The organism is Pantoea sp. ME81, assembly GCF_903970985.1.
Taxonomy (GTDB): Bacteria; Pseudomonadota; Gammaproteobacteria; order Enterobacterales; family Enterobacteriaceae; genus Pantoea; species Pantoea communis.
Genome location: NZ_CAJCKS010000123.1, coordinates 1 through 14,284 on the forward strand (window position 1 = coordinate 1; position 14,284 = coordinate 14,284).

Genomic DNA, 14,284 nt, shown 5'->3' on the forward strand with positions numbered 1-14,284 from the left:
ATCCTGAAGCACGCCCATCGCAGCAAGCCGTTTTTTTAAAGACTGACTGCTGTCAGAAGCGTTTTCAGTCACCTGTACGGCATCACCGATAATGCTGCGATTGGCGGCGAAAGAGACCAGCATTCCTGCTCCCCACAGTACCACCAGCACACAGGCGGCTGCGGCGAGAATGCGATTCCACTGCATGCCATAGCGAGACGGGCGAAGATGAGCAGGGAGTTCATTTGAAGACGCAGGCAGCGCATCCCAGCGGTTATCGCGTATCCAATGGTGTGGCACCGTAAGTGCCGTACCTTCCGATTGCGGGCTGAACACCATCCCCGCCAGCGGCAGAGAGCGATGAACACTCTGCAGCGGAGAAAGCAGCGTAGTTATCGATTCAGGCACACGCGCCAGCTGGTCCGCGAGGCTCAGCAAAAAGTGATGCTGCGGCGAGCCCGCCACCTGCTGGGTCCCCTGCGCGATGAGATCCGCCGCCAGTGCCGCGAGCAATGCATCGTGATTATTGGTTGTGGAAGTCTGGAACCCAACGGCCTGAGTTATACGGCCAGATTGCTTTCCAGCCCGTGTATGCAATGACCAGACGAACAGCGGCAGTCGCCAGCCGAGCATATTGCAGCGAGCCGATAAGGCATGTGCGGTGGCATCCATCGCGGCACTGGAAGGTTGCGCAGTAGTGGGCAACCCGCCAATGTCGTTAAGCTGGTCAGCAGCAGAAGTCACCCAAATTATCGCGTCTGCAGGACGGCGACGCAGACGCTTTAAAGCAATCAGCCAGTTTTCATCAGTTTGAGAGGCGGGATCGCCGCCCCACAACAACAGCGTACCACTGTCCTCTTGCCAGAGTTGATTGGTCAGGCCAGGTGCCAAGCGTTCAACGTCTGACACGCTGCCCGTGATGAGAAGGATGTGAACTTTGAAATTCCAAAGACGGCCGTGTTGTTGGCGGAGAGCATAATGGAGATGCTGAAGAATAATCCGGTGATTTTCAGTTGAAGTGGTTTTTTTCTTATCTAATTGCTTGTCGTGCCCAATTATTTTTTGAGGTAAATATTGCTCCTGCTCTTCGCCAATTGACTTTTTCTGAGAAAAATGAAGAGTAAAGACAGCTATTATTAAAGCTATTACACACATCCCCCAGATTAACCAAACATATTCAACATTTACGCCTAAGATATCCATACCACTTCTGAAAGTAGTGATCAGGAATGCACTTACGCATGCAAGCGCCACGACTAATATTGAATATCCTGTTACACTAAAACGCCGAATGACCGGCGAAGCTGTTGATGTCATAAAAACAACTTCCTTGTAATCAGACAAAATGAATAGGCTTTATCCTTGCCACCTGATATTAATAATTGAGTTTCTCCCGTTCTAATTGCAGCATCAACTAATAATGAAATAGAAACAGGAAAGGATAGTGGTCCTGGCGGGCCAAATGAATGATTAACAACCAAAAATGGATATCGAGAAGGAAGTGCCCATTTTTTTTCTTCAGCATAGCGTACGATTGTAATCTTATCAGCCTCCTCAACTCCCGAAAGCCATACATGCTTCATTTCTGAAGCCTCCAACCTGTTATACTCTGTCAGAATATCAAGTGATTTCGTCAGAGAGTTTGAATGCAAAAATCTCCCTACACCTGCTTTGACAAGGAATGAATCACTCTTGATCATTTCTGATGAACATATAAGACTTGCGTTAATGAATTCACTATACCCACATTCAACAGAGTTAGGCCAATCCTGTAAAGTAATCATCAGTGCCATTTCTTTAATCGAACAGAATTCAGAACCTGAAAAGTATTGGTCAGTTACAGATACAATATTAGGGACAATATCCCATTGTTTAAATACAGCCTCAGAAATATGAGATGCATCATGCTTTTCTGTTTTGAGTAAAATGATGTCATAAAGACTATTTCGATAACCAGGGCATTGTCTTTCCAGATTTTCATCTAAAAAAATAAACTTAGAGCTTAAATTCAAAAAATCGTGGTGTAGATGCCTGCATTTAACCGGATATGCTGGAATATTAGAAGGATCTCCAATTAAAGCTTCGCTTCCATTTTCTTCAGGACACAAGATTATATTTGCTATAATCGGCCTTTGCCACATAGCCCAACGCTGCCAATGAGATTTGGTAAGTTGAGTCTGAATACCCCATAATATAGCTGCATTGGAAGATTGATCATAGCGAAACCAAATAATTCCCACGAGACATAGCCATATCAACCCTGAAGGTAGCAAACCATTGATTATTATATCTCTGTAATCATGAACTTTCAGCAGAAAAATTGAAGTTAATGCACCTAAGCAAATCAAAAGAATAAAAACAATCGTCAAGAATTTAATGGATGGTTTCTTTAAGCTTTTCTTATGTGGGATGTCTGGAATCGGCCAATTCATTTTTATTCAATCATCTCATTTCGAAAGCTGATAACTTTGCAACCACATTCACATATGCAGTCGTGTACAACCACCTGTACACCCTGATCGAACATTGTAGGATCACCTTGTTGAATGTGGTTAAAACCATGCAGTGGGCATGAAACGCAATCTCCAACTAATGCAACCGGTACACCCTCCACATAAATTGTTGATGTGGCTGATATAACCTTACCGCCGTGTGTGGTTGCATCTCCTAAGCAAGTCAGTGCTGGCATATACTTTTCCTCCTATTTTAAATGGTGAGATAAAGCATTAACGGAAATGAATAAACCATGAAATACAAAAGTGAATAGTTTAAAATAATAAATAACCGCAAAATATACTTTGTTGCATAATTACGACTAAGGGTTGACTAGTTTAAACTTATTTATTCACTATATCGATAGTATACAAAAACGTGATCGCATAAAAGTTGAACCACGGCATTCCTGTCAATCATAATTGCATACTCTATTAAATGTGCATACTCTCAACAAAAGGTGTAATGGCCAAATAAAAATAAATATGAACAATCTTTAATTGTATAATTCGAATCGGGCGCATCACCGCCCGACAGCCATTACTCCAAAGTATTCTCAGCGTTATTATTAACCGGTATCCCTTGTTCTGTGAATTGGTTATCACGGGTATTCTTCTGCACGGCTACTGCACCAAATAGCGCCATGAAGAATGACACACCGTAAAACCCTTTTTCGCTAGGCATCAGTGTTGCATTCACCAATCCGATAACCAGCAGCGCAACTGAAAGACCAAATGCCAGCAGGCACACTCCGTGATAAAGGCGAGTTGTGGGGATATTTTCCTGGCGATCGCGAACCGTTTTTTGCAATGAAACCGCAGCAAACAGCGCCAAAATCAGCACAGAAAAATAGTACCCTTTTTCATTTAGCTCCATCTCTGCATGCCACAAACCGGCCAAATAAACCACACTGCCGCCGATCATGGCAATCCAGGAAATAGCGATAAATGCGGGTGAAACAGGGATGTTCTGCGTCTTCATAGGATTTCCTTTAATTTATTGAAAATAAGTTAAAATGTTAAAAAGACCTGCCGCCGGAATTAAATCCAGACCAATGCGCCAGGGCATTGCGCCCTGCGTACATTTTTCAAACAGCCGTTGACTAAAAACAGTAAAAATATTTGGATTGAATGGGAGAATGTCTGGCAATAGACAGGCGACATTCAGTGCAAAAAAACATATATGTCATGCGGTTGTACTAATGATTAGGTAAAGCAGGCTATTTTGCTATCGCATTTGGGCGGATACGGATAGTGTCGGTAATCTGCTGCCAGATACTTACAGCTTCGGCCTCTGTAAGACGTCCCTCGCCCTCAAGGCCCTGCTGCAGGAACGTCAGAGATAACATTGGATGCTTGGGCGATGCCGTTTTTTCATTGATATTAATGACAAATCGCAGGGCTTTTTCACCGTAGGTGTCACTAAGCAATCCCTTTGCCAGCCACTGTTCTGCATACAATCCATTGATGTTACGGGGTCCACTGGCGATCGTATTGCCTTCGGCTCGCTTGATGTTGCGCTCCATCATGGCACTTCTCTCCAGCAGGGAATCATCAGATGCAATGTAGTTATCGCTATCAAAATCAAAATCTAATGCGGGAAATTCTGATGATTTGTAAAGGAAACCATAGCGCTCTTTTTGCTTGCTATCACCATCCTTAATGAACAATTCTGGCAGGCAAAAACCGGGGTTGTTGGGTATGTCATCTTCTTTCCTGCCGGAAATGCGCTTAAGCAGCTTAGTCAGCTCAATCAGTTTTTGCGGAACGGTATTACCGTAGATTTCGGGGGTCTGCTTTCGCTCTTCATCATAGCGCGACGATAATCCATTATCGGCTTCCATGGTTATTTCTACTGCAACACCATTGGTATAGAGGTGCGCCTCAAGGATACGTGAAGCATCAGGAATCTGGGTGCTTTCATTTCGTTCAAATATAACGCCCTGCATGCCATCAGGTAAAGAATGGATAGCCTTCAAAAATGGCATATCCTGTGGGCGTAATGTTTTTGTGGCAGATAATTCAATTTCTCTCAAACGGATCTTCTGTTTAAAAGCCGGAGGATAGATGCGTTTATAATTCAGCGGTGATTTGTTAACATATGCTATAACCTGATCTGATGAAGTGGCGAATGTATTGGGTAGGTCTATCAGATAACGTCCAAGACATCGAGTGGCCATTCCCTGTAAAAAGTGCGTCACGTTATTGTGCTCCTCAGTGGTCAGATTTATTCTCGGCGGCATCCATCTGTAGCTATACCAGCTGGTAAAACCGGTGGCCAGCAGCACCAGCGTTATGATTGTTTTTTTAATACTCATTCATACCTCAGCGCGGTCTGTTCTATCTGCTGAACGATTTTCACCAGCGCCCTCAAGGTAAACTTCTGCGCCTGTCTGTTCTGGAAGGCTGCCTCATGTGAAACGGAAATCTGAAAACGCGCCTGCAAATGATGTTCAGCAATACGCCCAGATCGTACTGGAACCGTCCCGTCCCCAGCCTCTTCTGCTGGCAAAAGCTGATAAGTCTGATGAATGCCCGTTGCCCAGCCGCTACCTAAGAGGGGGGAAGAAACGCTTCGTTTCTCAAACATCTCCGTTTTATCAAGCGCGCGAGCTGCAAGCCCGTCACGCTGACGGTTGCGATTCAGCCACGCTTCTGCACGAGGAGTATTTGCGCGCCAGCAGATGTCACCATAAGCCCGGTACGTCATATCCGCACTGTAGAATGCCCAACTATTCGGATGATACTTTCCGCAGAGATCCTCGATAAAAGGCTTAACTTCTCGTTGAATTGTTTTTGAGAATGTTTGCCAATCTTTATCCCTGTCTGCCGGGTCAGTGCTTTTGCCAGGGTTTATAAACTGATCCTCACACAGCCCCCACCATTTATCCCGCTGCAGATATATTTCGCTGTAAGGGTCGGCTACCGGTAACGCATGGGTGGTTTTGTCATCCCTGATTTTCAGCCAGCGCTGCCCGTAAGCTTTTCCCGGCAGCAGTTGCAGAGGGCCGGGAGACTGAGATAGCACGGCGGTCATGGCTTCCGCACTTGGGCCAAGTATCTGTGCACCCAACCAACCAACTACGTTGCCTGAGCCATTTTCCGTCCCGGCTTTCATTCTGCGGTAAGTCGCTGCGGCTCCGAGTGCCGGCATCACGCCGTGTACCACTCCCAGAACCTTGGCTGCCCCCCCAAGGTTCTGAGTATAGTGCCGGGCAACGAGCCCCCCCATGGAATGCGTAATCAGGATCACCTTCTCGCACATCCGGCCCTTCTGCCGATAAAACTGAATTTGCTTGTCAATGAATTTAGCCAATGCAATTGCTGAATCACCGTTTGACTGCAGCCAGTTATAACCCATGGCAAATACCGGAAAAAGGTAACGGTAAGTCAAATCCACCTCACCTTTACTCAGTGAGACATCACCTGTTTCTGTTTTCAGCATAGATTTCAGTAGAATCACGCGCTCGTTAGAGAGGGTGTTTTCAAAGTCGTTAAGCGTGTTCTGCAGCCAGTCAAGAAAAGTGGCATAGCTTGTGTATCCCACAGTTCCCCATCCTCGCTGCCGGCGAGTTTTGAGCAAATGGGATTCTGATTTTCCGATAATATTTCCGCCATCATCAACTATTGTTTCATTAGGGTCTAATTTCTTTTTTCGGACTGCCGCATTTTCTTTAAACCAGTCGCCTAAAATCTGGAGATTACTATCAAGCCTCCAGATTTTTTTACCTTTCTTATCTTTTAAATTGCTGCCCATTACACCCGGTATAAAAATGACTGGAATAACCCGATCTGGATACACGACACATTGCTGTAAAATGTTTTTTTCTTTATGCGTACTAAACAACTGATAACAAGCATTACCATCCTCATCAAATGTCGGCTCAATTATTGGTATCGTTTTTTCCTGAGACATAACTAACGCTCCTTGTTCAAGTTTAAATTGATGCTGGCAATGTCAGGAAAGTTTTGATGAGCTATTTTTCCTGCACCATCTGAAGTAGCTAATGTCTTCCCGAGATCACTAATCACATTCCCCTGATGACTTTTTACCGCTTCTTTAGTTCCTGCCCGGATGAGTTGCGTGTTGAGTTCATAATTACCCTGTTGCCAGGAACTAAACATTTCGCTTGCACTTTGACCTCCGAATTTTTGCCATACTGCTGCGCGCTGAATAATTTTATCCGGGGCACCGCTCTCTACTTCACCGTTTCCTATTCTCAAATAAGCACCACCGCTACCTACCAGCAAAATATCCTGTTTTGCACGAATGATGACTTTACCTTCGCTACTACTGATGCGTACATCCTGGAATGCGTCCAGCAACATCTCATCACTCTGAGACTGAATTTCGACTTTCCCCTTAGCTGCTAGTAACTTCAGTCCCAGCTTTTGTGCAAACAGGCTGATTCTTTCGCCCGCTGCCACCGTAAAAGCTTTCATTACGCTGAAGTCAGTGTTTTTACCGCTGGTTGCAATGAGGTTTTCACCTGCTGACAGTTGCAGACTTTTACTCGTGGCCTGCGCGATGCCACCAGGCGCTGAGAGTAGTAACGCAGACTGCCTAAGCTCGGTGATGGCATCACTCAAAAGCGACTTCTGGGTTTGTAAATCCGCCAATTCGGCTTTTGCCATCTCTGCTGCACTTCGCAAGGACTCAGTTAATTGCTGCGCCTTTTGAAGTTCGCTAAGAGCATCTTGCATCGACAACATCTTCCCATGTGCCTGAGGCTGAATATCCGCACTGATAAACACGCCTTTGCCACCACGGATAGCGATATGATTATCAGTGCGCAATTCTGCACCTTCGCCACGAAGCTCACGCCGTGCATTGACATTGTGCCCCAGATTCAGCTGCGTCTTGCCCCCATACTCCGTGCTGAGCTTGATATGCTCCTCACCACGCTTATCCTCCATACGCAGTTTATTCAGCCCTGCCGTACGGATAACATTGCGGGTGCTGTTTTTCTCGGTGACGTGATCAACATGACGAGAATCATGCAGCGCATGAGCAATATAAGGCTGATCCGGGTCTCCCTCACGAAACGCTATTGCCACCTCCGTCCCCTGTATCAGTGGGAAGTGGAAGCCGTACATATCTCCACCGTAAGGTTTCGCGAGGCGAACGGGCATGCTTTCCAGGCCGCGCTCTCTACCCTCCTCGTCCGCATCAAACACCACTCGGTATAACCCGGATGCATCCTGCCAGGCATAGATGTCGTTGTCTTTCGCACTGGTCACACGCGCCGTCATGGTGCCGCTGACTTTAGGACGAGCAGGCAGTGCGGGACGCCAGCAAAGCGTCTCACTGTAAGGCACGGCATTCAGCGTGGCCTGGAAGGCTGAACGTCGGCTCGCACTGACATTGATTTGGGTGATTAAAACGGGACTCTGCAGCTGTGCAGGCAACGTGGGTATGCCTGTTTCGGTAACAGATAAAACATGTCCGGGGCTGATAAAAGCATCGTTGCAAATACCGGATATCAGCGTCTGCCGGGCAAGAAAACGTTCATGATCGAGACGGGCATAAAAGTTTGCGGTCTCGGTCTCCGGAGCAAACTTATCGCCGCTGTAAGGATGGCGGGGACGATAGTGATAAACCTGCCCGTAAGAGATGTTGTCACCATCACCCCGCGTCATATCGGCCTTCACCGACCGCAGCACGCGCTGTGCCTCGCGATGGTTGTAATCCTTTGCTGTCACACCCGCTTCAACTACGTTGTGGGTCAGATTAAGGTGCCAGACGGATTCCTGTGCGTTGTCTTCCAGACCCGAGGGGCTGTTCAGCGGCAGCGATTTCTGATCGGAATAAGCGCTCTGCGCGTCACCAAACCGTACGACCTCAGTCTGCGTATCGGGCTGAAGTGTGAAGTAGTAGAAGATGCCGATCTCAGACAGCAGGCGCTGAATAAACTTCAGGTCACTCTCCTGATACTGGTTAATCTGCTCTCTTTTGGGGTAGTCATGCTTCAGGCTGAATTCATATTCCCACCCCTGAAAACCATGCTCATCCAGGACCTGACTGACAACTTCCGGCACCGACTTATTCACAAAGAAGCGATGTGAGCGGTATTGTTTATCCAGAAGCGCAAAGCGGGGTTCAATAATAATGAGATAGCTGACCTGGTCTGCGGAACCCGTCAGACGACGGAAATCGGTGATATAACCGTGAACAATCTTCTGCGATTCGAATTTCTGCAGAGGTCCAATGCCCATAATCAGCGTCACCGCTTTGCGCAGCATCCGGTCTGGTGAAATGTCATTATCCGGGCTGGTGAACATCACGCTGTAAAGGTAGTTCTCGCTCAGCGCTTCCATGCCCGTAAGATTTTCCACATCAATCGGTGAATTGCAGGCTGGAATCAATAAAGAATATCGATTGAGCGTAGAGGAAATTGCCGATGCTGTTTTTTCTATTAGGCCAGAGGGGATCATTGTCATTCTCTCCTTGATGACGAATTGTTATGTCTCCCACTAATTGCAGAGAGAATAACGTCAGTAATGTTTTTATTTCTTGATTGCCGATAATTACTTCTTTATCAAGCTATCAGGGATTAACGTCACCGATATCGCATGCTTTACCATAGGGAAAAACCGCCGCCAGTGATTGTCATGCGGCTGCTGCGACTACTAAATTTGATAAATTCACACTCTGTTTCAGGCACGCTACCGCCCCTGGCCGTTAACCGAGGCCTATAAGGTCTGAGGCATCTGTAAATCGGTATATTTTTCAGAGGCGTATCTGCGCGCAGGCGAACCTCTGAAAAAGCGGACAGTGAACCATCCACACGGGCTTATGCAAAGGCGCGTTCGTGCAATGAATTGGAATGAATGATTTTGACATCCTTGTAAGTCCAGGTTTTTATTCGCTGCGCAGTTCAATCTGCTCCAGGTCGTTGTGCTTCTTTTTATAAGTGCCCTTGATGTCGTGCATCACAGGGTTAACCTTCACCACCCTTGCGTTCTCCTTATGAACGAGCGGGCAAGCTCGATTGACTTATGCGCCCCTGCGGACTGCAGGCACTGGCATAAATTGGAACGGACTTTCAAAGCCCCAGTTTGATAAACCATACTTATAATTCAATCGTATAAATAGTGGAGAAAAGCATTAAGACCCGACCTTTCCTGTAAGTTCGCGCACGAATATAAAGTAATCAATGGACCTAAAGCAACATCCTGATACGATCTCTTATTGCTGATTTCTATAAGGAAATTCTTAAATTTGGCTTTAAGTCATTGTTAGATGGCTCATAATTTAGTCAGAAATATCTGAAAAAAATTTTTGAGAAAATTTATTCTCAGGCGGTCACTTCATTCAAATGAGGACAAACCAGTAAGCAAATATAACAACTTTCTCTGAGGGATTATTTTGGAGGGGCGATTGCCGTGATCGTTGCGCCCGGTACACATTGCCGAGGTTGAGGGGGGAAAGCGCCACCGCTATCTCTGTTTCACAAATAGCACTCAGTTTGGGACACATTTTCCTCTCTATCAGAGATGCCGGCAGATCTGGGCTTTAACCGAAAGGATATAATTCATTGCATTAGCGGGTTGCTATTAATGGAAAAAAGCAAAAGTGGTCATGTAGAATTATAAGAAATCGTCCTTAAGCTAAAACCTCATGACATTAAATAATGATTATTTAGGACTTCACCATCCTAATTCGACGCCAAAACCGAAGTCTGAGTCCATGCCGATAACGGATCGCAATCTCGCGCTCTGGTATCGGCAGTTTGGCGATCCTGTTGATGTACTGACGCTGGAATCCTCCTCTTTATTCCCTTGTTCCGCTGACCTGCTGCGCGTGCAAATGCACTATGCGCCAGTGAACGCATCTGATCTGATCCCGATTACCGGTGCTTATCGTCATCGTGTCGCGCCGCCACAGGTCGCTGGCTACGAAGGCGTGGGCACCGTGATCGCCGCGCCCTATGCTTACTCACATTTAGTGGGGCAACGCGTGTTACCGCTGCGTGGCGTAGGCTGCTGGCAACATTATGTGGATATCGATCCACAGCTCGCTATTCCGGTACCTGAGGATATTAAGAATACGCTGGCCGCGCGCGCCTATATCAATCCGCTGGCCGCTTTGCTGATGCTGCAGCAATGGCCGGTCAGCGGTAAAAATGTCCTGATCACTGCCGGTGGTTCCGCCTGCGCACTGTTGCTGGCCCAGTGGGCTAAGCTGCACGGTGCACGACGTGTGGTGATGGTGTATCGCTCGTCAACACATGCAGAAAAGTTGGACGCCCTCGACCTGACTGCGTTGCAGGACAACGAACGGGATGCGATTAAAACAGTGAGTGCGCAAACCGATATCGTGTTTGATGCGGTCGGCGGCGATGTGGGGCAGTTGATCTGGCGAACGCTACCTGAGCACGCGCACTTTGTGGCGTATGGAGTCTTAAGCGGCACGCCGGTAAAAGTGAATGCTACCCGCCCGGTGCTGCACTGGTTTCATGTGCGGCACACCTTGGGCGATATTGGCGCGGCACCGTGGCAGCAGCTTTTCATAGAACTCTGGCCGTTGCTGCGCGACAGCGAGTGTGGTGAGGTGGAAATTTTCCCAATGAGCGAGTGGCGCGCGGCTATTGAGAGTTATCACCAGTCGGGTCGCACGCGCAAACCCCTGCTGTGTCTGGACGAGTAAAGAGAGGCTAAGCAGCCTCTCTGTTCAATCGATTATTTAGCCGCAGCCTGCAGCCAGGCGACCACCAGCGGGGATAGCCGATTTTGCAGCGCCGCCCGTTCTGACTGGAACAGCGTCGCGACAAAGAACGGATGATCGTTCAGTTCAACACCGCGTACGTCACGATCCAAATCCCATGAGGTAATCTTCAGATTATTAGTGGCCAGCGCGTCACTAAATTCCGGGTTCACACCGAAATTGCAGTGATACCCTTCATCACTCTCCAGCGCGCCGTAAGCTTGCGCAATCTTTGAACCCGCTTCGAAAGTCACCGTGCCACGCTGTTCCACCAGCGAGCAGGCCAGCGGGGCAATCACCCAGCGCCCACTTTCATCGGTTTCCGCATGCCCGGCATCTTCCCAACCCAGTACATTGCGGGCGTACTCCACCACCGCATACTGGAAACCGCCACACGAACCGAGGAACGGTTTGTGGTTTTCACGCGCCCAGCGGATCGTCGCAAAGACACCTTCGTCGTTGAGATACGGGCTGCCCGGCACCACCCAAATGGCATCGTAATCGTTCCAGTTGTGTTGATGGATGTCTGGGGTGGCGATCCAGTCGGCGGTGACGTCGAGCGAGAGGGATTTTGCGGCAAACTGTACAGCAGGAGGAATGGCTTGATGTGCAACGGCATTGGCACGGTAATCGCCAACAAGGGCGACACGAACTGACTGCGTCATGGCTACGTCCTTTTAGGGAAAAAACGAGGTTACAGCAAACATCACGACCTGTCTAAGCGCATTTCAGCGCGATATCACTCACTTTCGTTTGCGCGCATTTTGGTTATAGCCTGCTTTTTATACGGCAAAACATTCCTCTTTGTGGTGATTAACTCGACGGATGTTGACCACGCAATCGTTTACTTCTTTTACGGTTTTAATTAATTCGTAATTTTGTGCGCAGGATCAACAAATTAGCCATTTGGAAACTTAAGTCAGCCTATTACGCTCAACTATCAAGCAATTGTGCTTAGTAAATGTACATTCATGGTCTTTATATTGGTATAAATTATCATCTATAGCGTTATATTCTGTAAAATGCACCTTAAGCGGTTTATATCAGGAAAATGATCCTAAGGATCTCCAGTTAGCTCGATTATTCTGATATAATGCCACACAGCAATATTTAACACTGATTTACAACTTCTTATAACGGCATTAACCCTACCTGTTACAAGTATTTCAGCGTGCAAAAAATGCTTGCCCTGTTGGCCTGATTCAGCCAAATTAGGCGCCGTTTTTCCTTTCTAATAACAATGTTGCGCGGGATTACTCAGCCCGACGCAGACTTAATTCCTGTCGTAAAACAGGCTATGTATAAACTGAGGTACACGTGTCAACTGCAAACAAACACACTGACGAGGCAGTAAGCCTCAACGCGTTCAAGCAACCGAAAGCGTTTTATCTGATCTTCTCCATCGAATTGTGGGAGCGTTTCGGCTACTACGGTCTGCAAGCCATCATGGCCGTTTACCTGGTGAAACAGCTGGGCATGTCCGAAGCGGACTCCATTACCCTGTTCACCTCGTTCAGCGCCCTGGTTTACGGCATGGTCGCGATTGGCGGCTGGCTGGGCGATAAAGTATTGGGTACCAAACGCGTGATTGTGCTCGGCGTGATCGTGCTGGCGCTCGGTTATGCACTGATCGCCTTCTCAGGTCATGACACTGCGATGGTGTACGTCGGTATGGCGACTATCGCCGTGGGTAGTGGCTTGTTTAAAGCCAACCCTTCTTCTCTGCTGTCTACCTGCTACGAGAAAGATGATCCGCGCATCGACGGTGCGTTCACCATGTTCTATATGTCGATCAACATCGGTTCTCTGTTCTCGATGATGCTGACACCGTGGTTGGCTGCACATTACGGCTGGGGCGCAGCGTTCTCGCTCTCCGTGGTGGGTCTGGTGATTACCTTACTGAACTTCCTGTTCTGCCAGCGCCTGGTGAAAAACTACGGTTCTAAACCGGACTTTGCGCCACTGAATGTCAGCAAATTGCTGATGACGCTGGTAGGTGTGGTGGCGCTGGTTGCCATTGCCGCCTGGTTGTTGCATCACCAAAGCATTGCGCGTATGGCACTGGGCGTGATTGCCATCGGCATCGTGCTGGTGTTCGCGAAAGAAGCCTTTGCCCTGCAGGGTGCAGCACGCCGTAAAATGATCGTCGCCTTCCTGCTGATGCTCGAAGCGATTGTGTTCTTCGTGCTCTACATGCAGATGCCAACCTCACTGAACTTCTTTGCTATTCGTAACGTTGAGCATGCCATTCTGGGCATTACCTTCGAACCAGAACAGTTCCAGGCACTGAATCCGTTCTGGATCATGTTGGCCAGCCCGATTCTGGCAGCGGTTTACAACAAGCTGGGCGACAAACTGCCTATGCCACACAAGTTCGCGATTGGTATGGTGCTGTGCTCTGCTGCGTTCCTGGTGCTGCCATTTGGTGCCAAATTCGCTAACGATGCCGGTATTGTGTCTGTGAACTGGTTGATCATCAGCTATGCACTGCAGAGTGTGGGCGAACTGATGATTTCCGGTCTTGGCCTGGCAATGGTGGCGCAGTTAGTCCCACAGCGTCTGATGGGCTTCATCATGGGTTCCTGGTTCTTGACCACGGCGGGTGCTGCAATGATTGCCGGTAAAGTGGCGAATCTGATGGCCGTACCGAATAATGTGACCGATCCGCATGCTTCACTGGAAGTTTACAGCCATGTGTTCCAGCAGATTGGTATTGCGACCGGTGTGATCGCTATTCTGATGCTGATCACCGCGCCACTGCTGAACCGCATGACGCAGAGTGATGCTTCACAGCCTGAACTGAAAAGCGCTAACGCCAATCAGTAATGAAGGTGATGTGAATAAGCCGGGCAAACGCCCTAATGCCAGTCAGTTAAGCCTGACTGGCATTTTTTCTTCTTGCTGTCGGATATTTATAGGGTCTCTCTTTCACCACCCTTGGGAACGAGCGCTCCCGTCGTCCCGGCAGTCTGACCATCTCTGCTATCGAACTTACGTCCTTTACCAGTTCCGGGATTCGCCCAGGCGAAGCGCCTTCGAGTGTCCAGAGCAGCTTCATCACCCACGCTGTCGATTCCCTGAAGCTGAGCTGGTTAGGCCAGTATCC

At 48.0% G+C, this 14,284-nt stretch carries 9 protein-coding genes and 3 pseudogenes; 2 read left to right on the plus strand and 10 right to left on the minus strand.

Annotated features, from left to right (window positions below; translation table 11 throughout):
- The 8 genes and pseudogenes from H7A81_RS19205 to H7A81_RS27760 form a co-directional block, all read right to left on the minus strand.
- A pseudogene (locus H7A81_RS19205) lies at positions 1–1,296 on the minus strand (type VI secretion protein VasK); the annotation flags it as partial.
- Positions 1,293–2,411, minus strand: a complete 1,119-nt coding sequence (locus tag H7A81_RS19210; protein ID WP_182058424.1) for a hypothetical protein — start codon at positions 2,409–2,411, stop codon at positions 1,293–1,295. The gene H7A81_RS19210 and the pseudogene H7A81_RS19205, both read right to left, overlap by 4 nt.
- 2 nt (positions 2,412–2,413) lie before the next feature.
- Positions 2,414–2,668: a PAAR domain-containing protein gene (locus tag H7A81_RS19215; RefSeq protein WP_182058425.1), complete on the minus strand. Its 255-nt coding sequence runs from the start codon at positions 2,666–2,668 to the stop codon at positions 2,414–2,416.
- A gap of 344 nt (positions 2,669–3,012) precedes the next feature.
- Positions 3,013–3,453 (minus strand): inner membrane protein YiaA, encoded by a 441-nt coding sequence (yiaA, locus tag H7A81_RS19220; protein ID WP_058962385.1) that lies wholly within the window; start codon positions 3,451–3,453, stop codon positions 3,013–3,015.
- Between the two features lie 238 nt (positions 3,454–3,691).
- The gene (locus H7A81_RS19225) at positions 3,692–4,789 is read right to left on the minus strand and encodes a T6SS immunity protein Tli4 family protein (protein WP_182058426.1); all 1,098 of its coding nucleotides are present in this window, start codon (positions 4,787–4,789) and stop codon (positions 3,692–3,694) included.
- Complete coding sequence (locus tag H7A81_RS19230) at positions 4,786–6,387, minus strand: triacylglycerol lipase (RefSeq protein WP_182058427.1); 1,602 nt, start codon at positions 6,385–6,387, stop codon at positions 4,786–4,788. The genes H7A81_RS19225 and H7A81_RS19230 overlap by 4 nt, the downstream gene beginning before the upstream one ends.
- 2 nt (positions 6,388–6,389) lie before the next feature.
- Positions 6,390–8,912 carry a type VI secretion system Vgr family protein gene (locus tag H7A81_RS19235; RefSeq protein ID WP_182058428.1) on the minus strand — a complete coding sequence of 841 codons (2,523 nt, stop codon included), beginning with the start codon at positions 8,910–8,912 and terminating at the stop codon, positions 6,390–6,392.
- Positions 8,913–9,265: 353 nt separating this feature from the next.
- A pseudogene (locus tag H7A81_RS27760) lies at positions 9,266–9,438 on the minus strand (type VI secretion system tube protein Hcp); the annotation flags it as partial.
- A gap of 723 nt (positions 9,439–10,161) precedes the next feature.
- Between H7A81_RS27760 and H7A81_RS19240 the strand changes: the two are divergent.
- Positions 10,162–11,121: a zinc-dependent alcohol dehydrogenase family protein gene (locus H7A81_RS19240; protein WP_255478997.1), complete on the plus strand. Its 960-nt coding sequence runs from the start codon at positions 10,162–10,164 to the stop codon at positions 11,119–11,121.
- Between the two features lie 32 nt (positions 11,122–11,153).
- On the opposite strand, the gene H7A81_RS19245 is transcribed toward H7A81_RS19240, so the two are convergent.
- Positions 11,154–11,843, minus strand: coding sequence for a CTP synthase (locus tag H7A81_RS19245; RefSeq protein WP_182058429.1), 690 nt, complete (start codon positions 11,841–11,843; stop codon positions 11,154–11,156).
- A 652-nt stretch (positions 11,844–12,495) separates the two neighbouring features.
- Between H7A81_RS19245 and dtpA the strand changes: the two genes are divergently transcribed.
- Positions 12,496–14,004 carry a dipeptide/tripeptide permease DtpA gene (gene dtpA / locus H7A81_RS19250; RefSeq protein WP_182058430.1) on the plus strand — a complete coding sequence of 503 codons (1,509 nt, stop codon included), beginning with the start codon at positions 12,496–12,498 and terminating at the stop codon, positions 14,002–14,004.
- 46 nt (positions 14,005–14,050) lie between these two features.
- On the opposite strand, the pseudogene H7A81_RS27555 reads toward dtpA, so the two are convergent.
- Positions 14,051–14,284, minus strand: a pseudogene (locus H7A81_RS27555) (IS4 family transposase); the annotation flags it as partial.

Bases quoted from the DNA above. Each gene is read 5' to 3' on its own strand.
- H7A81_RS19240 (WP_255478997.1), top strand. From the start codon at position 10,162: ATGCCGATAACGGATCGCAATCTCGCGCTCTGGTATCGGCAGTTTGGC.
- H7A81_RS19215 (WP_182058425.1), bottom strand. From the start codon at position 2,668: ATGCCAGCACTGACTTGCTTAGGAGATGCAACCACACACGGCGGTAAG.
- H7A81_RS19235 (WP_182058428.1), bottom strand. From the start codon at position 8,912: ATGACAATGATCCCCTCTGGCCTAATAGAAAAAACAGCATCGGCAATT.
- H7A81_RS19245 (WP_182058429.1), bottom strand. From the start codon at position 11,843: ATGACGCAGTCAGTTCGTGTCGCCCTTGTTGGCGATTACCGTGCCAAT.
- H7A81_RS19225 (WP_182058426.1), bottom strand. From the start codon at position 4,789: ATGAGTATTAAAAAAACAATCATAACGCTGGTGCTGCTGGCCACCGGT.
- yiaA (WP_058962385.1), bottom strand. From the start codon at position 3,453: ATGAAGACGCAGAACATCCCTGTTTCACCCGCATTTATCGCTATTTCC.
- H7A81_RS19210 (WP_182058424.1), bottom strand. From the start codon at position 2,411: ATGAATTGGCCGATTCCAGACATCCCACATAAGAAAAGCTTAAAGAAA.
- H7A81_RS19230 (WP_182058427.1), bottom strand. From the start codon at position 6,387: ATGTCTCAGGAAAAAACGATACCAATAATTGAGCCGACATTTGATGAG.